This window comes from Marivita hallyeonensis, from assembly GCF_900129875.1.
In the GTDB taxonomy this organism is placed as follows: domain Bacteria; phylum Pseudomonadota; class Alphaproteobacteria; order Rhodobacterales; family Rhodobacteraceae; genus Marivita; species Marivita hallyeonensis.
On record NZ_FQXC01000003.1, the window covers coordinates 672812 to 690979 of the forward strand.

20 protein-coding genes are annotated in these 18168 nt (G+C 62.5%); 11 read left to right on the forward strand and 9 right to left on the reverse strand.

The annotated features are described in order from the left end of the window. Window positions 1-60 precede the first annotated feature (60 nt). Window positions 61-783, forward strand: a complete 723-nt coding sequence (locus tag BUA42_RS12590) for a glutathione S-transferase family protein (RefSeq protein ID WP_072778278.1) — start codon at window positions 61-63, stop codon at window positions 781-783. On the opposite strand, the gene rnr is transcribed toward BUA42_RS12590, so the two are convergent. Genes rnr through dapE form a run of 3 tightly spaced genes read right to left on the reverse strand, consistent with a single transcriptional unit; the run spans window position 758 to window position 4644 of the window. Beyond that, complete coding sequence (rnr, locus tag BUA42_RS12595; RefSeq protein ID WP_072778280.1) at window positions 758-3046, reverse strand: ribonuclease R; 2289 nt, start codon at window positions 3044-3046, stop codon at window positions 758-760. The two genes, BUA42_RS12590 and rnr, sit on opposite strands and share 26 nt — an antisense overlap. A gap of 24 nt (window positions 3047-3070) precedes the next feature. Next, the gene (locus tag BUA42_RS12600) at window positions 3071-3499 is read right to left on the reverse strand and encodes a GNAT family N-acetyltransferase (RefSeq protein WP_072778281.1); all 429 of its coding nucleotides are present in this window, start codon (window positions 3497-3499) and stop codon (window positions 3071-3073) included. Continuing rightward, the gene (dapE, locus tag BUA42_RS12605) at window positions 3496-4644 is read right to left on the reverse strand and encodes a succinyl-diaminopimelate desuccinylase (RefSeq protein ID WP_072778283.1); all 1149 of its coding nucleotides are present in this window, start codon (window positions 4642-4644) and stop codon (window positions 3496-3498) included. The genes BUA42_RS12600 and dapE overlap by 4 nt, the downstream gene beginning before the upstream one ends. A 276-nt stretch (window positions 4645-4920) precedes the next feature. Here dapE and BUA42_RS12610 point away from each other — a divergent pair, with 276 nt between their 5' ends. Both BUA42_RS12610 and BUA42_RS12615 read left to right on the forward strand, forming a co-directional pair. Beyond that, window positions 4921-6492, forward strand: a complete 1572-nt coding sequence (locus BUA42_RS12610) for a Hint domain-containing protein (RefSeq protein ID WP_072778285.1) — start codon at window positions 4921-4923, stop codon at window positions 6490-6492. After that, window positions 6489-7568: a Hint domain-containing protein gene (locus BUA42_RS12615; RefSeq protein ID WP_072778287.1), complete on the forward strand. Its 1080-nt coding sequence runs from the start codon at window positions 6489-6491 to the stop codon at window positions 7566-7568. Before BUA42_RS12610 ends, BUA42_RS12615 begins: the two co-directional genes overlap by 4 nt. Here BUA42_RS12615 and BUA42_RS12620 read toward each other — a convergent pair. Then, a complete protein-coding gene (locus BUA42_RS12620; RefSeq protein WP_072778465.1) occupies window positions 7565-7912 on the reverse strand; it encodes a hypothetical protein in 348 nt (115 codons plus the stop codon). The two genes, BUA42_RS12615 and BUA42_RS12620, sit on opposite strands and share 4 nt — an antisense overlap. A 97-nt stretch (window positions 7913-8009) precedes the next feature. Between BUA42_RS12620 and BUA42_RS12625 the strand changes: the two genes are divergently transcribed. After that, a complete protein-coding gene (locus BUA42_RS12625) occupies window positions 8010-8405 on the forward strand; it encodes a rhodanese-like domain-containing protein (RefSeq protein ID WP_072778467.1) in 396 nt (131 codons plus the stop codon). A 14-nt stretch (window positions 8406-8419) separates the two neighbouring features. Here the strand turns inward: BUA42_RS12625 and dapD are convergent, their stop codons facing one another. The 3 genes from dapD to BUA42_RS12640 are packed head-to-tail and all read right to left on the reverse strand — an operon-like array spanning window position 8420 to window position 10416. Next, window positions 8420-9247, reverse strand: a complete 828-nt coding sequence (dapD, locus tag BUA42_RS12630; protein WP_072778289.1) for a 2,3,4,5-tetrahydropyridine-2,6-dicarboxylate N-succinyltransferase — start codon at window positions 9245-9247, stop codon at window positions 8420-8422. After that, the gene (locus BUA42_RS12635; RefSeq protein ID WP_072778291.1) at window positions 9228-9470 is read right to left on the reverse strand and encodes a hypothetical protein; all 243 of its coding nucleotides are present in this window, start codon (window positions 9468-9470) and stop codon (window positions 9228-9230) included. The genes dapD and BUA42_RS12635 overlap by 20 nt, the downstream gene beginning before the upstream one ends. Window positions 9471-9504: 34 nt before the next feature. Continuing rightward, window positions 9505-10416, reverse strand: a complete 912-nt coding sequence (locus BUA42_RS12640) for a threonine/serine dehydratase (RefSeq protein ID WP_072778293.1) — start codon at window positions 10414-10416, stop codon at window positions 9505-9507. Between the two features lie 71 nt (window positions 10417-10487). On the opposite strand from BUA42_RS12640, the gene BUA42_RS12645 reads away from it, so the two are divergent. The 7 genes from BUA42_RS12645 (at window position 10488) to BUA42_RS12675 (ending at window position 17106) form a co-directional block, all read left to right on the forward strand. Next, window positions 10488-11330, forward strand: a complete 843-nt coding sequence (locus tag BUA42_RS12645; protein WP_072778295.1) for an LOG family protein — start codon at window positions 10488-10490, stop codon at window positions 11328-11330. Window positions 11331-11394: 64 nt separating this feature from the next. Then, complete coding sequence (gene mutL, locus BUA42_RS12650; RefSeq protein WP_072778297.1) at window positions 11395-13230, forward strand: DNA mismatch repair endonuclease MutL; 1836 nt, start codon at window positions 11395-11397, stop codon at window positions 13228-13230. Further along, window positions 13227-14393: a DNA recombination protein RmuC gene (locus tag BUA42_RS12655; RefSeq protein WP_072778299.1), complete on the forward strand. Its 1167-nt coding sequence runs from the start codon at window positions 13227-13229 to the stop codon at window positions 14391-14393. The genes mutL and BUA42_RS12655 overlap by 4 nt, the downstream gene beginning before the upstream one ends. A 187-nt stretch (window positions 14394-14580) precedes the next feature. Then, a complete protein-coding gene (locus tag BUA42_RS12660; RefSeq protein WP_084066210.1) occupies window positions 14581-15693 on the forward strand; it encodes a DUF8173 domain-containing protein in 1113 nt (370 codons plus the stop codon). 82 nt (window positions 15694-15775) lie between these two features. Continuing rightward, entirely contained in the window at window positions 15776-16234 is a 459-nt protein-coding gene (locus BUA42_RS12665) for a DUF6173 family protein (protein WP_072778301.1), read from the forward strand. Window positions 16235-16321: 87 nt separating this feature from the next. After that, window positions 16322-16456 (forward strand): aa3-type cytochrome c oxidase subunit IV, encoded by a 135-nt coding sequence (locus BUA42_RS12670; RefSeq protein ID WP_072778303.1) that lies wholly within the window; start codon window positions 16322-16324, stop codon window positions 16454-16456. Between the two features lie 59 nt (window positions 16457-16515). Then, the gene (locus BUA42_RS12675) at window positions 16516-17106 is read left to right on the forward strand and encodes a hypothetical protein (protein ID WP_072778304.1); all 591 of its coding nucleotides are present in this window, start codon (window positions 16516-16518) and stop codon (window positions 17104-17106) included. A 4-nt stretch (window positions 17107-17110) separates the two neighbouring features. On the opposite strand, the gene BUA42_RS12680 is transcribed toward BUA42_RS12675, so the two are convergent. After that, a complete protein-coding gene (locus BUA42_RS12680; protein ID WP_072778306.1) occupies window positions 17111-17434 on the reverse strand; it encodes an AzlD domain-containing protein in 324 nt (107 codons plus the stop codon). Then, complete coding sequence (locus BUA42_RS12685; protein WP_072778308.1) at window positions 17431-18138, reverse strand: AzlC family ABC transporter permease; 708 nt, start codon at window positions 18136-18138, stop codon at window positions 17431-17433. The genes BUA42_RS12680 and BUA42_RS12685 overlap by 4 nt, the downstream gene beginning before the upstream one ends. Between the last annotated feature and the right edge of the window lie 30 nt (window positions 18139-18168).

Genomic DNA, 18168 nt, shown 5'->3' on the forward strand with positions numbered 1-18168 from the left:
AGAAATTGACAGGACGGTCTTTTAGACACGGGCTAACGAACCTGAAAGTGGAGAACCCAAATGCTGACCCTCATCACCTTTCCCGAAGGCCTCGACGAACCCTGCCTCAGCCCGTTTTGCCTCAAGTCGATGATCCAGCTTGAGATGTCGGGTCAGGATTGGACCCCGGAATACACCGGCAATCCCGCCGCCGGACCACTCAACCGCTTGCCCGCGTTGCGGACGCCCGAGGGTGTCATCCCTGAATCCGCCTTCATTCAGGCCTATCTCGAGGGCAAAGGTGCAGATTTCTACCCTGGCATGTCGGCCCGCAGGCGGGCGCAGGGACAGGCCCTGATCCGCATGATCGAAGAGCACTTGCGGCTTGGTCTGGCCCATGACCGCTGGCTCGTCGACGCCAACTGGACCCACCTGGGGCCAGTGATCTTTGCCGAGGTTCCCGCGCTGATGCGCCCCGCTGTTGCAACGCTGGCACGACGGCAGGTGCGCGCCGGGCTGCTCAGTCAGGGATGCGCACGCATGACGGAAGACCAGCGGATGGAGTGCTTTCTGCCAGATCTCGACTGCCTGACCGATCATCTGTGGGAAACACGCTACCTGCTGGGCGATCACCCCACCGCACCCGACACAATCGCGGTTCCGGTGCTCAGCATGATTGCCGGTCTCCCAGAGGAAACCGCCTTACGTCGGGCCGTGCGCGAAAATCCGACGCTGATGGCCTATATCGAACGTGGACGCGCCGCGCTGTATCCCGAGCCTAGCTGCTACGCCGTCGCCGCGTGACCTTGCGCTTGGTCTTGGCGTCTTTCTTCTTCGCCTTGGCCGCTTTGCGTTTCGGACCACCTTTTCCCGTGGGGCGCGAGTTGCGCCCCATGCGGCCCTTACCGGAACCGCCGGGCAGTTTCGCATCCTCAAGCGTCAAAAGCTCCAACCCAATGCCGCCTGTGACCGGCGCCGCATCAATCAGCTTCACCGTCACCCGCTGACCCAGCGTGATGAGCGTGCCCGTATCGGCCCCCATCAGCGTCGCCGCGTCTTTGTCGAAATGGAAGTATTCGTTGCCCAGCGACCGGATCGGGATCAGCCCGTCCGCGCCGGTCTCATCCAGCTTCACAAACACCCCAAACCGCGCAATCCCGCTGATCCGCCCGGTGAACTCCGCCCCGATTCGGTCCGACAGATAGGCGGCCAGATAGCGGTCGGTCGTGTCCCGTTCCGCCATCATCGACCGGCGCTCGGTGTCGCTGATATGCTGGGCAGTGTTCTCAAGCCGCTCGATATCTTCGGGCGACAGCCCGTCATCGCCCCAACAGTAGGCCTTGATCAGCGCGCGGTGCACAATCAGGTCGGAGTACCGCCGGATCGGTGATGTGAAATGCGCGTAACTGCGCAATGCCAGTCCGAAATGCCCGAAATTCTCGGGATTGTAATAGGCCTGCGTCATCGACCGCAGCGTCGCGAGGTTGATGAGTTCCGCATCATCAGACCCGGCCGCGTCGTCGAGCAGCCGGTTCAGATGTGAGGTCTTCAGAACCTGCCCCTTCGCCAGCGTGAACCCCGCCGCATCCGCCGTCTCGCGCAAATTGTCGAGCTTTTCGGGCGGCGGTTCCTCATGCACCCGGAAAAGAAGCGGCATGCGCTTGGATATCAGCGTCTCGGCCGCAGCCACATTGGCCAGCACCATGAACTCCTCGATGAGTTTATGTGCATCCAGCCGGTCCGCGAAATTCACCGACGTGACATGACCATCTTCGCCCAGAACGATTTTACGCTCCGGCAGGTCAAGGTTCAGCGGCTGCCGCGCGGCGCGTGCTTTGGTGAGCGCTTCGTAAGCCGCATAGAGAGGTCGGATCACGTCGTCCATCAAGGGCGCGATCTTGTCATTCGGCGCGCCATCCATGCCATCCTGCACTTCGCGGTAATTGAGCGATGCTGGCGACCGCATGAGCCCCCGGACGAACCGGTGGCTCAGCTTTTGACCTTTCGCGTCGATCTGCATCCGCACCGCGATACAGGCACGCGGCACACCTTCGTGCAGCGAACACAGGTCACCCGACAACCGGTCCGGCAGCATCGGCACCACGCGGTCGGGGAAGTAGCTCGAATTCCCCCGCTTGCGCGCCTCGGTATCCAGTGCAGATCCCGGCGTCACGTAATGCGCCACATCCGCAATCGCGACCCAGATGACATGGCCACCTTCGTTCTTCGGATCATCGTCGGCATGGGCGTAACAGGCGTCGTCATGGTCGCGCGCGTCGGCCGGGTCGATGGTGATCAGCGGCATTTCCCGCAGATCTTCCCGACCCTTCAGTCCCGCCGGTTTCATGGCGTCCGCTTCCGCAATCACCGCATCGGGAAAGCTGTCGGGGATGCCGTGCTGATGGATCGCAATCAGCGACACCGCCCGTGGTGCCGACGGATCGCCCAGCCGTTCGGTGATCCGCGCGCGGGGCAGGCCCAGACGGCCCGCCGGTCCGATCTGCTCAGCTTCGACAAGTTCCCCGTCTTTCGCACCGCCAATGGCGTCGGCCGTGACCTGCCATTCCTTGTCCGATCCCTTGTCGATGGACTTGATGCGCCCGCCGTCCGAGCTTTTCTTGAAGATGCCGACCACCTTGCGCGGGTTGAATCCGATCCGCCGGATCAGGCGGGCCTCGTAATTGTGGTCCTCAGCATGCACCACCTGCAACCGCGCAAGGATACGGTCGCCTTCCCCCAGCGCCGGATCGCTGGCGCGCGGGATGATCAGGACGATGGGCTCCACGCCCTCGCCATGCCATTCCAGCGGGCGCGCGAAAAGATCGCCGTCAATCGTTGGTGCCTTGACCTGCAACACACTCACCGGCGGGAGGCGATCCGGGTCGCGATAGGTTTTATTGCGCTTCTCAAGATGCCCTTCGTGCTCCAGCTCTTTCAAAAGCCGTTTCAGATCGATCCGGGCAGCGCCCTTGATGCCAAAGGCCTTGGCGATGTCGCGTTTTGCGGTGAGGGTCGGGTTGGCGGAAATCCAGTCGAGGATATCGGCCTTGGTCGGCAGTTTGCTCATGGGTCTGAGGTAGCACGCGCACTCTCAGGTGTCGAAGCGCAATTCCATCATCTGGTGATCGATCCCGGCATCATCGAAAACCTCGCCATAGGCGGTAAAGCCAAACCTTTCGTAAAAGCCCAGGGCGTCTGTGCGAGCGCCCAATACCGCGCGTGTCACACCTTGTGTGTCCTTCAGGATATCCAATGCCTCCCGGATCAAAGCGGCCCCAAGACCAGTGCCGCGCGCCGGTTTCAAGACGCAAACCCGCCCGATCTTGCCAGTGCCGTCCATGACCACGATCCGCGCCGTACCAGTCGGCACGCCATCCACCCGCGCCAAGAGATGGATCGCGGTCGCGTCAAACTCATCCTGTTCCAGTTCAAGAGGCACGTTCTGCTCTTCGACAAACACCGTGTGCCGCAGAGCAAGACAGTCTGTCAGGTCGTCAACCTGCGTGATCTCAACCGTCATTCCGCGAAGTAGTCCTGCAGAATCCGCGTGTAGATGCGCTTCAACTCAATAATCTGCGCCACCTCGACCCGTTCGTCGACCGCGTGCATCGTCTTGCCCACTAGCCCGAATTCCACCACCGGACAGTGGTCTTTCACAAACCGCGCGTCCGACGTGCCGCCGGTTGTCGACAGCTCTGGCGTGACCCCGGTCTCCGCTTCGACCGCCTTCGCCACCAGATCCGACAACGGCCCGGGCGGCGTGATGAAGCTCTCACCCGAGATCTTCACCTTCACGTCTGTCTTCGTGCCAAAGGTCTCATCCACCTTCGCGGCCTCGGCGCGCAGCCAATCGGTCAACTGCGCCCCGGTATGGGTGTCGTTGAACCGGATGTTCACGCAGGCGCGTGTCTCTGCCGGTACGACATTTGTGGCCGGATTGCCGGTGTCAATGGTCAGAACGGCCAGAGTTGACGGATCGAAATGCGCGGTCCCCTGGTCCAGTTCATGCGACGACAGCACATCCATCAGACGCGCCATCGCAGGCATCGGATTGAGCGCGCGGTGAAGATAGGCGGAATGGCCCTGCTTGCCGGTGATCCTGAACCACGCGGTCAGCGACCCGCGCCGCCCGATCTTCATCATCTCGCCCATGTGGTTTGGGCTGGTCGGCTCTCCGACAATGCAGACCGACATCCGCTCGCCCTCGGTTTCCATCCAGTCGAGAAGCGCCACCGTCCCGTCCAGCGCATCCGCCTCTTCATCGCCTGTGATGGTCAGGATCACGGCCCCATCGGGCGGAGAGTTGCGAACAAAATCCACCGCCGCTGCGGCAAACGCCGCGACCCCCGATTTCATGTCAGTGGACCCGCGGCCGTAAAGCATCCCGTCTCTGATCTCGGCCCCGAAGGGTGGCATGGTCCAGTCGTCCGGATTGCCGATGGGCACGACATCCGTGTGCCCGTTGAAGCCGAACGTCTTGGCGTGGCCCTTGTCGCCCCAGCGCGCGAACAGATTGGATATCCCGCCCCGATCCACGCGGGTGCAGGAAAACCCCGCACCTTCCAGAAGCTCTTGCAGAAGCACAAGCGCGCCACCTTCTTCCGGTGTCACGGAAGGACAGCGCACAAGCGCGGTGGTGAGATCAACGGGATCGGTGTCAAACATGTCAAAACCTTCGGAATGCGAGTCGCAGCATGGCTATCGTTCTGCGCGGTCAGAGGCAAATGTGACGAAAAGGACTCAAGGTATGCGTGCCTCGCCCCGACGGACCACGCGTTTAAGATGACGGCCTCCAAAAGCTGTGTTACCAAATCACTAATAATAAAAATTCGTCTTGAGGCAGGCGAGTACCCCAACATGCGTGCGACACGGTGAAAACACCGGTGGCACCGTTGTTTGACGAGTTGTGGGCCGTTTGCCTTGGCAAGACACGAGGCAGGCATGGCAACCGGAGCAGAGTTGACATACACCACCAATGCAAGCGCCACGGCTATGGCCGAGGCGATCTTTGGTGATGGCGTCACAGTGGTGAACGCCAGCTATACCGGCGACAACCGGTCCTCCGCGATCTACGAGAACGGCGATGCGCTCGCCCCCGGTGTGACACCCGGCGACACCGGTGTGATCCTGTCCACAGGCCGCGCAACGCGCTTCACGCAATCCGGAGGCGATCCGAACCGCAGCGCGTCGACGACCTCTGGATCGAACGGCCCGAACAACAACGCAGACTTCAACGCAGCCGCTGGCGCCAGCACATTCGATGCGTCGTTCCTCGACGTTGACTTCATCCCAGACGCCGACACCATGACGATGCGGTTCGTCTTCTCTTCCGAGGAATATCCGGAATTCACCAACTCCGTGTACCAGGATTTCGTCGGCGTCTGGGTCAACGGCCAGCAGGTCAATATCTTGCCCGGCAACGGGGACATCGACCCGGCGAACCTCAACGATACACAGAATTCCAACCTGTTCATCGACAATATGGGCGATGACTACAACACCGAGATGGACGGCTTCACCGTCACTCTCACGCTGACGATGAACGTCATTCCGGACCAGGTGAATTCGATCCGCATCGGCATCGCGGATGTGGTCGACTCCAGTTACGACTCCAATCTCCTGATCGCCGGGGACTCGATCCAGACCACGCTGGTCGCTCAGGCCGACACGGTCTCTCTGTTCACGAACACCACCAAAACCCTCGACGTCCTGGCCAACGACATCAACAACACCGCCGGGTCGCTGGTCATCACCCATATCAACGGCATTGCCGTTACCGCCGGGGACAGCGTCACCCTGAACACCGGGCAGACCGTCACGCTCAACGCCGACGGCACCTTGTCTGTGACGTCCGACGGCGACTTCGAAACCGTCAATTTCACTTACGAAGTCGAAAGCTCCAGCGGAGGCGTGGATGTCGGCTTTGTCACCATCGCCACCGTGCCCTGCTTCGTCGCGGGCACGCGCATCCAATGTGAACACGGCCATGTCCGGGTTGAAGACCTGCGTCCCGGCGACATGGTCTGGACGATGGACCGTGGCCTGCAACCGCTGAGATGGATCGGGCAACGCACCGTCGCCGCGCTCGGGTCCTTTGCGCCAGTACAGGTCAAGGCCGGCACCTTCGGTGATCACACCAGCCTGCAATTGTCACCCCAACATCGCATTCTTCTGCGGGACCCGGTCGCCGATCTCGTGTTCGGCACACCAGAAGTTCTGGTGGCCGCCAAACATCTCGTAAACGGGACGTCCGTCCTGTTGAAAGAAGGCGGCAGCGTCACCTACGTGCACCTGCTGTTCGACCAGCACGAGATCGTCATGGCCAACGGCCTGGCGACCGAAAGTTTCCTGCCCGGCCCGCAAACCGTTGACGTGTTCGAAGACGACACCGCCGCAGAGATCGCCCAACTCTTCCCGGACCTCGATCTTGAAACCGGCGAGGGCTATGGCGACGCGGCGCGCCAGATCCTCAAGAAACATGAAGTCAAACTCCTGCTCGGAGCAGCGGCATGAGTTGGTTCGCGCTGCTCGATGGCCGCGCCCACGACTCCTGGCTGCGCGAGGATGTTGAGGATATCCTGTCCAGCCGTCCCCGCGCCTGTGTGCCGAAAGGCTCCATCCTGCTCGAGACGCATCTATCCCCCGATGCCCGTCCGCAGACCCTGCTGTCCTTCAGGCGCGGCGGCACAAGCACGGCCACCCTGTCGCTCATGTCGACCCCGCATGGCAGCGTCGTTCTCGTCATGGCTCGTGACAATGACGTCGTGCACGAAGTGGTGGAGCGCGGACGTGAAGCCAGAACCGATACGCTTCAAGTCACGATCAGCTGGGACCTCGCGCGCGGCATGGGCCGCTTCGTCGTCGCGCGTCCCGAATCCGAGCACATCATCATCCGGCACTTCGCGATGACCAACGCGCCGCTGCTGACCGACCTCTGTGCCATCGCGCGTCCACAGGGCCTGACAGAGGTCGACCCGGATGTCGTGTTCGTTGCCCTGTCGACGGAGATCGAGCCCGTCGGACCGATGCCAACCCTGTCGCCCTCGGTGCCCGTGGAAACCGCGCAGGGGCTGAAGATGGCCACCCAACTACGGCAGGGCGACGTGGTCCGGGCCGCCAGCGGCGCGCTCGTGCCGGTTCTGAACGTTGTGCGTCGGACGGTGCCAAGCCTCGGCTCTTTCCGCCCGGTCCGGGTGCGTGCGCCCTATTTCGGTCTGACCCAGGACGTGGTCGTGTCCCTGCACCAACGTCTGTTGGTCAGCGGTCCCGAAGTCGAATACCTGTTCGGGCGCGAAAACGTGCTAATCCCCGCCTCGACGCTGGTGAACGGGTACGCGGGCCATGTTGAACCGGCCCCGCGCTTTGTCACCTATCATCAGCTGCTGCTCCCGCATCATGACGCGGTGCGTATCCCGGATGCCGCGCTGGAGACGCTGTATCTTGGTCGCATGCGCCGTGACAAAATCCGGCTCGGCGCGTCGCTTCTCGCCGACATCCCGCGAAACCTGCTGCCGGAACACCACCGCGCCGGATATCAGGTCCTGCGCGCGTTCGAGGCCATTTCCCTCGCCGAAGCGCGTGCCGCCTAGGCGCCGTCCTTGTCGAAATATGGCGTCACCTGCGCCACGATCACCGCATTCTCATCCAACGCTTTCTGCATGAGCTCGATCTCATCCTCCTCGATCTCATGCCCCTGCGCCCGCCGATCCTCAAGCGTGCCGTACCCGGTCACATCCAGCGGTGCCATATCCGCCTGTTTCAGGATCGCCACCGTCTCCCGCACCGCTTCGGCCTCGTCGACGCCCGAGGCGTAACACATCAGAGCCGCGCCGGTGGCCTTGTCCGGTAGACCATCCCCCGACTTCCGTCCGACCTCCACGACAAGCGTGAACACGGAATGCGGTTTCTTCGGCTTTTTCGGTTTCTCGGTCATGGCAGCACTCAATTTTGGATCATCGGCATCTGCCATGATTGACCCGGCGGGTCGAGAGGTGTTGTCTGACCGCGCCGAACATGAGGAGCACGCACCCATGAAATCCGTCAAAGACATGGTCGCCGACGCCAACGCGGTTGTCGATCACGCGCCTGCCGCAGACCTGCTCGACCTCGCCGGTCAAGAAGACGTGACCTTCGTCGATCTCCGCGACCCACGCGAGCTGGAACGCGACGGCATGATCCCGGGCGCTTTTCACTGCCCACGGGGCATGCTCGAATTCTGGATCGACCCGGAAAGCCCCTATGCCAAACCTCAGTTTCAAAGCGGCAACCGCTTCGTGTTCTACTGCGCGTCCGGCTGGCGGTCCGCGCTTTCTGCAAAGACAGCACAAGAGATGGGGCTGCAAAATGTCAGCCACATCTCAGACGGGTTCAGCGGTTGGAAAAACGCGGGCGGTCCGATTGCCGAAAAGCCCGCGAAAAAAGCCTAGGGTAGGGTTTCAACTCAATCGCGCAGCAATTCGTTGATCCCGGTCTTCGACCGCGTCTTCTCGTCCACCCGCTTGACGATCACCGCGCAGTAGAGGTTGACGTTGTTCTTCGACGGCATCGACCCGGCTACCACCACCGAATAGGGGGGCACCTCGCCATACATGACGTCGCCGGTTTCGCGGTCGACGATCTTCGTCGACTGTCCGATGAACACGCCCATGCCCAGAACCGAACCTTCGCGCACGATGCACCCCTCGACCACTTCGGACCGCGCACCGATAAAGCAGTTGTCCTCGATGATGGTTGGACCCGCCTGCATCGGCTCGAGCACGCCGCCGATACCAACGCCGCCGGAAAGGTGGACGTTCTTGCCGATCTGGGCGCACGACCCGACGGTTGCCCAGGTGTCGACCATCGTACCTTCATCGACATAAGCGCCTAGGTTCACGAAAGACGGCATCAGCACCACGCCCGGCGCGATATAGGCCGATTTGCGCACCACGCAGTTCGGCACGGCACGAAACCCTGCGGCGCGCCACTGGTTGTCGCCCCAGCCCTTGAACTTGCTGTCGACCTTGTCCCACCAGCCGCCACCTTGCGGCCCGTTATCGTGCTGCTCCATGTCCTTGATCCGGAAGCCCAGAAGCACAGCTTTCTTGGCCCACTGGTTCACATGCCAGCTGCCATCGTCTTGCTTCTCGGCCACCCGCAGCTGACCGCTGTCGAGTGCATTCAGCGTGTCTTCGATCGCCTCCCGGGTCTCGCCCCCGGTCGACGGAGTGATCGTGTCGCGCGCATCCCAAGCGGCTTCGATGGCGGTTTCAAGCTGAGCGTTCGACATGCGGCAATCCTGTTCCGAGGGTCCAAGTTGACGCGGCGTATAATTCGCGCGGGTCCCGGGCGCAATGCAGGACCTCACCGGAGGCGGTCGCAGAGACATCCGTGACAGCGGGCAGGCAAAGGTGCACGGAACCGGTGTATGAGCCCGGAACAACCGTGTCCGAGAACTGATGCTTCGGCGCATTTGTACCCGTCGGATCAAGATGCAGGGTCATGTCAGCCATGCGTGCATTCTGGCGAAGATGGGTCAGCTCCGGCTCAAAGCGGATCCGGCGCAATATTGCCCCCGCAGACCAACACCGCGACCCGCTCACCCGGCGCGGGCACATACGCCCCCGACATCAGAGCCGCCAAAGCCGCCGCGCCCGCCGGTTCCACCAGCTGGCGATGCGCTTGCCACAGCGCCGTCTGCGCCTCTGCAATCGCGCCATCCGTGACCCGCACAACCTCGATGCCGATCTCTGTCGCCAACTCGAAGCAGATCCCGCCGATCCGTCGCGCCCCCAACGCGTTGGCCGCGATGCCCGAGACAGGCACGTCGATAGGCTCACCCGCCTCCAAAGCGGCGTGCAATGCGCAGGCCGTCATCGGCTCCACCGCAACCACCTTGCGGCGACGCTTTAGCCACCCCAACGCCCCCGCGATCAGACCGCCGCCACCAACCGCGATCAGCACCGTATCCGCTTCCAATCCTTGCGCTTCCCATTCGCGCACCATCGTGCCCTGTCCGGCCACCGTCAGCGGCGCGTCATAGGCATGGATCTGCATCGCGCCGCTCTCTGCCGCCTCTCGCTCCGCCAGCTCAAGCGCGTTGGCATATTCCCCCGGCACCACCGTCAATGCGGCCCCGGTCCGCTCGATCAGCGCAATCTTCGCAGGACCCGCGATCTCGGGCACGAAGATCTTGGTACGATGCCCCAGATGCCGCGCCGCAAAGGCCACCGCCGCACCGTGATTGCCCCCCGACGCCGCAACAACACCGGCTTCGGGCACATCCGACGCCAGAAGCGTGTTGAACGCACCGCGCGCCTTAAAGCTTCCGGTGTGCTGCACCTGTTCGAGCTTCATCTCGATCCGTCGGCCAAACGCATCCGTGGTCATGACGGGCGTTTGCACCACATGATCCCGAACACGCGCCGCTGCGGCTTCAATCTCGGCTTGCCAATCCATGTCATCCCCTCTTTGGTGCCCGAACACCGACGCTACCGCCCCGCGCAGATGCGAACAAGGAACCGAATTCGATGCAAGACCACCGCGCTAGCCCCTTCCGTGACGCCAAACTCGACCGCAGCACCGCCAGCCACGTGCCGCAGACGCCGCAAACGCAGTCGCCCGCTTATCGGCTGGCCTTTGCAGACGACGAGTTCATGCTCCGCGATGAGCTGCGCCCCGTGCGTTTGCAGCTTGAACTTCTCAAACCACAACTCCTGCTCGATGAACACCAGATCGAAAGCACCATCGTTCTCTTCGGCGGCGCCCGCATCCCGCGCCCGGCCGACAAGGACACCGCCCGTACCAAAACGCTTGCCGAACTGTCCCATTTCTACGACGAGGCACGCGCCTTTGCCCGGCTCATGACCCGCAAATCCCTTGCGTCCCAAGGCCGCGAATTCGTCGTCGCCACCGGCGGCGGCCCCGGCGTGATGGAGGCGGGCAACCGCGGTGCAGCGGACGAGGGCGGCAAATCCATCGGTCTCAATATCGTTTTGCCCCACGAACAGGCGCCGAACGAATACGTGACACCGGACCTCTGCTTCAACTTCCATTACTTCGCGATCCGCAAGATGCACTTCCTGATGCGCGCCCGCGCCATCTGCGTCTTCCCCGGCGGCTTCGGCACGCTTGACGAGATGTTTGAATCCCTCACCCTCATCCAGACCGGGCGTATGGAGCGTGTGCCGTTTCTGCTGTTTGGCAAATCGTTCTGGGACAAGATCATCAACTGGGAGGCGCTGAAGGACGCGGGCACCATCAGCCCCGAGGATCTCGACCTCTTTCGATTTGTCGAAAACGCGGAAGACGCGGCGCAGATCATCGAAAACTGGGATCCCGCACCGCCGCGCACCGACATTCCCGGGCGCTGATCCAGCCCGTCACGTCGGGAAAAGCCCGTAGAAGAATCGCAGCACGCATGCTAGATGTGGTGCGATGAACAGCCTCGCCCCCAATATCCGCGCCTCAATTCAACCGCTTGAGGAAAGCGCCATCAACCGCATCGCGGCGGGAGAGGTGGTTGAACGCCCGGCGTCGGCGGTGAAGGAGCTGGTCGAGAACGCCATCGACGCGGGTGCCACCCGCATCGAGATCGCGGTCGCCGATGGTGGTAAGACCGTCATCCGCATCACCGACGATGGCTGCGGTATCCCGTCCGAGGAACTGCCACTCGCAGTTGCGCGCCACGCGACCTCCAAGATCGACGGATCGGACCTTCTCAACATCCACAGCTTCGGGTTTCGCGGCGAGGCACTGGCCTCGCTTGGCGCAGTTGGACGATTGACCCTGACGAGCCGTACGGATCGGACGGACGCTGCGGAATTGAGCGTCACCGGCGGCAAGACCGGATCGGTGAAACCCGCCGCCCTGTCCAAAGGCACCGTCGTCACGCTGCGCGACCTTTTCTTCGCCACCCCGGCGCGGCTGAAGTTCCTGCGCTCGGACCGCGCTGAAATGCAGGCGATCTCTGACGTCGTCAAACGCCTTGCGATGGCTGAGCCGTCGATCAGCTTAACCCTGCGCGACGTGTCTGGTGGTGGCGAAGGTCGTGTGACCTTCCGTGCCGATGCGGTGACGGGTGATCTGTTCGACGCCTTGCGCGGCAGACTTGGGCAGGTCATGGGCCGCGAGTTTATCGACAACGCTGTCCCCATCGATGCCGACCGCGAAGGCATTCATCTCACCGGGCTCGCCGGTTTGCCGACCTACTCGCGTGGCGCGGCGGTGGCCCAGTATCTGTTCGTCAACGGTCGACCCGTTCGGGACAAGCTGCTGATCGGCGCACTCCGCGGGGCGTATGCTGACTTTCTCAGCCGCGACCGGCATCCCGCCGTTGCGCTCTTCATCGATTGCGATCCGCACAAGGTCGACGTCAACGTCCACCCCGCGAAATCCGAAGTGCGCTTCCGCGAACCGGGCCTCGTGCGCGGGCTGATCGTCTCGGCCCTGCGCCATGCGCTGGCCGAAGCGGGGCATCGGTCCTCCTCGACCATCGCAGGTGCCACGCTCGGCGCGATGCGCCCGGAACAGCCGCACACCCCGCGCATCTACCAGATGGACCGCCCGAGTTTCGCGGCGAAACAGACGGCCTACCAGGCGCAAGCCCCGGGCTTTGCCGAGATGCAGGAGAGCTTCTCGGGCCGCGTCGTCGAGGAGGTCTCGCCCGAGAGTGATGAGACGCCCATTGAATCGCTTCCGCTCGGAGCCGCACGCGGACAGGTGCACGAGAATTATATCATCGCCCAGACCGAAGACGGCATCGTCATCGTTGATCAGCACGCGGCACATGAACGGCTGGTCTACGAAAAGCTGAAAACCCAAATGGCGCAAAACGGCGTTGCAGCACAGGCGCTTCTGATCCCCGACGTGGTGGACCTGAGCGAGAGCGACTCCTCGCGCGTGCTGGCCATAGCGGGTGATCTTTCGCGCATGGGCCTCACCGTGGAACCGTTCGGCAATGGCGCGGTGGTGGTTCGGGAAACCCCGGCCATCCTCGGCGAAGTCAACGCCGAAGCGCTTCTGCGCGACATCCTCGATGAACTCGACGATCAGGGAGAAACCAGCGCAGTGCAGGACCGGATCGAGGCGATCCTCAGCCGCGTGGCTTGCCACGGCTCCATTCGGTCGGGTCGCCAGATGCGCGCGGAAGAGATGAACGCCCTTCTGCGCGAGATGGAATCGACACCCTATTCCGGCCAGTGCAACCACGGCCGCCCCACCTATGTCGAACTGAAACTCAGCGACATCGAAAAGCTGTTCGGGCGCACATGATCCAGATCGGTGACCTCACTCTCGATCTGAACGACCCCGTGGTGCTTCTCGCCCTCGGGCTGGGCACCTTGGTGTTTCTCTTGCTGGTCATGTCGCTCCTCTCGGCGCGGCGCGCGGCGAAACTTAGCGAACCGCTGGTCTACCAGCTCGCGCAGGTCGGTCAGCGTGTGCAATCCCTGAGCGACGGGCAGGAACGTCTGTCCGGCGGTCTTTCGCATGTCAGCGAAGCGACCGCGCAAAGCCAGACCGCGATGCTGCAACTGATGGAGCGGCGGCTGGCGCAGGTGCAGGAGCAGATGAACGAGAACCTGCACGGTTCGGCCCGCCGCACGGCGCAGTCCCTGGGTGAATTGCAGCAACGGCTGCAAAGCATCGACAAGGCACAGGAGAATATTACCAAGCTGTCGGGCGACGTGTTGTCCCTGCAGGACATCCTGTCCAACAAGCAAACGCGCGGGGCGTTCGGGGAAATCCAGCTGACCGATATCGTGACCAAAGCGCTGCCGTCGGACAGCTTTACGCTGCAAGCGACCCTGTCGAACGGCAAGCGTGCGGATTGCCTGATCCATCTGCCGAACCCGCCGGGTCCCATCGCCATCGACAGCAAGTTCCCGCTGGAAGCCTACGAACAGCTGCGCAAAGGTGACTCGCAAGACCAATTAAACCGCGCTGCGCAGCAGCTTCGGCTTTCGCTGCGGAAGCACATCAAGGACATTTCCGAGAAATACATCATCGAGGGCGAGACGGCCGATGGCGCGCTCCTGTTCCTGCCGTCCGAGGCGGTTTACGCGGAACTGCACGCCAACTTCCCCGAAGTCGTGCGCGAAGGCTTCAACGCCCGGGTCTGGATCGTCTCGCCGACCACCTGCATGGCGACGCTCAACACGATGCGGGCGATCCTCAAGGATGCGCGGATGCGCGAACAGGCGGGCGCGATCCGCAAGGAATTGCACCTGCTCTATGCGGATGTAGACAGGTTGGGGAGCCGCGTCGAAAACCTCGACCGGCATTTCGGGCAGGCGGCAAAGGATATCGCCGATATCAAGATCAGCGCCGACAAGGCGGGTCGCCGGGCGCGGCGGCTCGACAATTTCGATTTCGAGGAATTGGCCAAAGATGAGCCAAGCCCCGTTCCCGAATTGGCCAAAACGGCCGGCGAATAGGTCAGCGAGTGCACCCCAATGTTTCGCGCGCGAAACATTGGGTCCGGTCCGGACCCTTTAACCATTCATCAACAGAATTCCACGAACGCTCTACCGATCCGGCGAAACTTCGCGATCGCTTGATGTGGCGCAAAGCATGATCCCACCAACTTGCTAATCTTCTGATTTGGTGTGCTGGAGGCGGATGATGTTACGATTTCTTTCTATCTTGGTTGCCGGGGTGCTCGCCTTCCCGGTTTTGGCAGACGACGAGTCGGCCTCTCTTCGAATGGGCGACGATACATTTATCGGCGGGCGGTCCGTGGTGCACAGCGCCAACGATACCGATGACTTGTTCATGGCGGGGGAAACCGTGTCTGGGTCGGCGGATATCACCGGCTCGGCCCATCTTGCCGGACGCGCGGTGTCCTATGACGGGGCGGTCGGTGGCGACGTTTATGCCGCTGGTGAAGAGATCGAGATCACCGGCGACGTCTCGGGGGACGTGACCGTGATCGGGCGTGCCTTGACCGTGGGCTCGGTCGGTGGTGATCTGCGGATTGCCGGATCGGAGCTGCATCTGACCGGCGATGTCGGCGGATATGCCATGATCGCTGGGGAAGATGTGCGCATCGACGGCCGCATTGCCGGTGATCTGCGACTTGCGGCGGACGATGTGGACTGGGGCAGCGCGGCCACGATCGGGGGGCGACTGATCCTTTACGAAGAGGACCCGGGCGAGCTTGAGGTGCCCGGCGACCTCGTACCAAGCGACCGGATTGAACGACTCGAAATCGAGGAATGGGAAGGCCCCCAACCGCCAAGCCTGCGCCGGGCGGTGGCGAGCTTTGTCCTTGGTGTGATCGTCGTCGCCGGTCTGGCCGCGCTCATCGCGGCGCTCGTGCCGGATCGCCTTGCTGACATGCGGCGGTTGATCCTGGATCGGCCGTTCCACACGCTGTGGCTCGGGTTCCTGACACAGTCGGCGGTGATCGGCGCGGGCGTTGTGTTTGCGTTGACGATCGTTGGGCTGCTCTTCACCCCTGCGATGCTTTTGTTGGCGGTGGTCGGCGGGTTCTGCGGCTATGTCGTTGCCGCCTATGCCTTTGGCGTCGGCCTTCTGACCGCCTTTGGCAAACCGGAACCCGAGGTCATTGGTGACCGCGCTTTGGCGGCAGGTGTCGGTGCGTTGTCGGCCGGGATCATCGGGCTGGTGCCGTTCTTTGGCTGGCTCTTTGTTCTGGCGCTGGTGCTGGCCGGAATCGGCGCGATCACACTGCGGGTCATTCGACCGGTCTTCTTCGCGGATATGGCCGAGTGAGCGCGCGGTGACATTGCGCGCGTGACCTCCCCCTCTGGGAAAAGGCATGGTATGACCACGCCAGAGGGGGCAGGATTACGCGATGAACGACTCGATACAGACCACCGCCGAAGCGGCCGAGAACGAGGTTCTTCCCCGTCAGGTGGAGGCCCACGCCAAAGGCTGCGGCGAGAACGGTGAGAGACAGTTACCCGAGTCGGTAACGCGGCGCCCGATCAAGCAGAAGAGCGCCGCGGAATGGGCTTATGAGCGGCTGATCCTTTACATCCAGAACTTCGAGGAACAGCTCGACAACGAACATGAGGTGGCGATGGGGTTTGCCGGGAACGAAACCGGCGTACTTCGAATCGAGGGTTTGGGTTTTTTCGACCCCGATATCGTCACCTTCTACGGCACTGACGAAATGGGCGGACGCATGCAGCTGATTCAGCATGTGTCGCAGCTCAATGTCGCGTTGCGCGCCTTGCCGGTGCCGCGCGAGGACGTGGAACCGCGTCGGATCGGGTTCGAGCTTGCGGCGGAACTGGAACAGGCCGACTAGACCGCGACACACTGCGCGCTTGGCATTGCTGACAGCGTCAGGCAAATCGGATAGCGATTGAGCAAACATCACCAAGGGATGTCACACATGGCTGAACACAAGCACGGCACGATGGATATCAAGGCGCAGGAAAAGACCTTTGAAGGCTTCGTGCGCTGGAGCGTTCGCGTTGTTGTCTTTTCCATCGCGGTTCTGATCTTCCTCGCGATCTTCAACTCCTGATCTGGGGCATTGCGCAAATGATGGTTCGGGTCCGTCGGCACATCCTCGCCGCTTGCGCCATGCTGGCGCTGGTGGGCTGCGCCGCTGCGACGGACACCCGTCCCGACGCGTCGCTTGAGGTGATCAGCAGCGCATCGTACCGCCACGACGGGCCGTCCACGCTAACGCTGTACACGATGATTAACAACCGCTCGGGCGCGGGGGCGCATACGAGCCTGATGATCAACGGGTCGCAGCGCGTGATCTTTGATCCCGCCGGCACGGTTCGACTGAGTGAAGTGCCAGAGAGAGGCGATGTCCTGTACGGCATCACGCCTGCCGTGGCCGATTTCTATGAACGCGCCCATGCGCGCGAGACCTTCCACGTCGTGATCCAGGAAGTGCAGGTGCCGCCCGCGGTCGCCGAACAGGCGCTTCAACTGGCGATGTCGAACGGCCCGGTGGCGTCGGCGCAATGTGCTGTCAGCACGGCCGCCATTCTGCGCCAATTGCCGGGTTTCCGCAGCGTCGGCTCCACCTGGTTCCCCAGACGTCTGATGGAGGATTTTGCGCAAGTCCCCGGGGTTCAGACGCGCAAGCTGTTCGAGAATGACGACGACGACAAGGCCGTCGCCATTGCGCAATTCCGGCGTCAGGCGAACCCGCAATAAGCCTTCAGAGCAGCCAGCCCAACGTCACCAGAACAAGCGCGCCGACACCCATCGCGGCAAAGACGTTCTTTGTCAGATACCCCACCGCAAAGGTCGCCACCGCCGCCGTCAAACGCGCCGGGTCAGGTGTGCCACCGGTTGCGGTTGGCCAGATGACCAGAGGCGCGACCAGCGCGGGCAGGATCGCGACCGCGGTGTAGCGCAGGTGCCGCAAGAGCCAGTCCGGCAGCGTCCGGTCACCCACCAAACCCAGAAAGGCGAAGCGCAGGGCAAAACTGCCCAGACCCAGTGCGACGATCACAATCCAAAGCTCTGCCGTGCCGGTCATGGCGTGATTCCCAGCCGCTGCTCGGCCTGCGCCCCGGCGATCATGCCGCCCAGCCCCGCGATGATCAGGCCAAGATTGTAAGGCACCCACGCAAAGGACAGCGCCAGCACAACCGATACCAGCGCCGCAATGCGATGGGCGGGCGTGCGCAGAAGTGGGCCGATCATCGCCAGAAAGGCAATTGGCAGGGCGAAGTCGAGCCCGAGGTCAGGCGGAATGCTGGTGCCCAACATCGCGCCCAGCAGCGTGACCACGTACCAGGGCGGACAGATCGGGGTCATCACACCAAGGAAGAACGCGAACTTCTGCGCGGGTGTCTGGTCAGGGTGTTTTTCGAATTCGAGCACGGATGCGGCATATGTCTGATCGACAAGGAAATACGCCGCGATCCCCCGTTTCCAGATCGGCAGAGGGCCAAGATGCGGGGTGATGGCGGCCGAATACATGGCCATCCGCATGTTCACAGCAAGGGCAGACGCGATCACCACGAGGGTCGGTGCGTTTTCGGTCAGCAGCTGCAGCGCGGTGAATTGTGCCGCCCCCGCTATCACGACAACCGAGAACGCCAGCGTCTCATAGACCGACAACCCCGCCTCTGTCGCGAGCACGCCAAACAGCATACCGAACGGACCGACAACGAACAGGAAGGGCAGACCGTCCCGGACGCCGCGCCAGTAGCTTGACATTACGCCGTCCCCCGCCATCACTGTCTCCTGTTTCACGCGCTCGCCGCG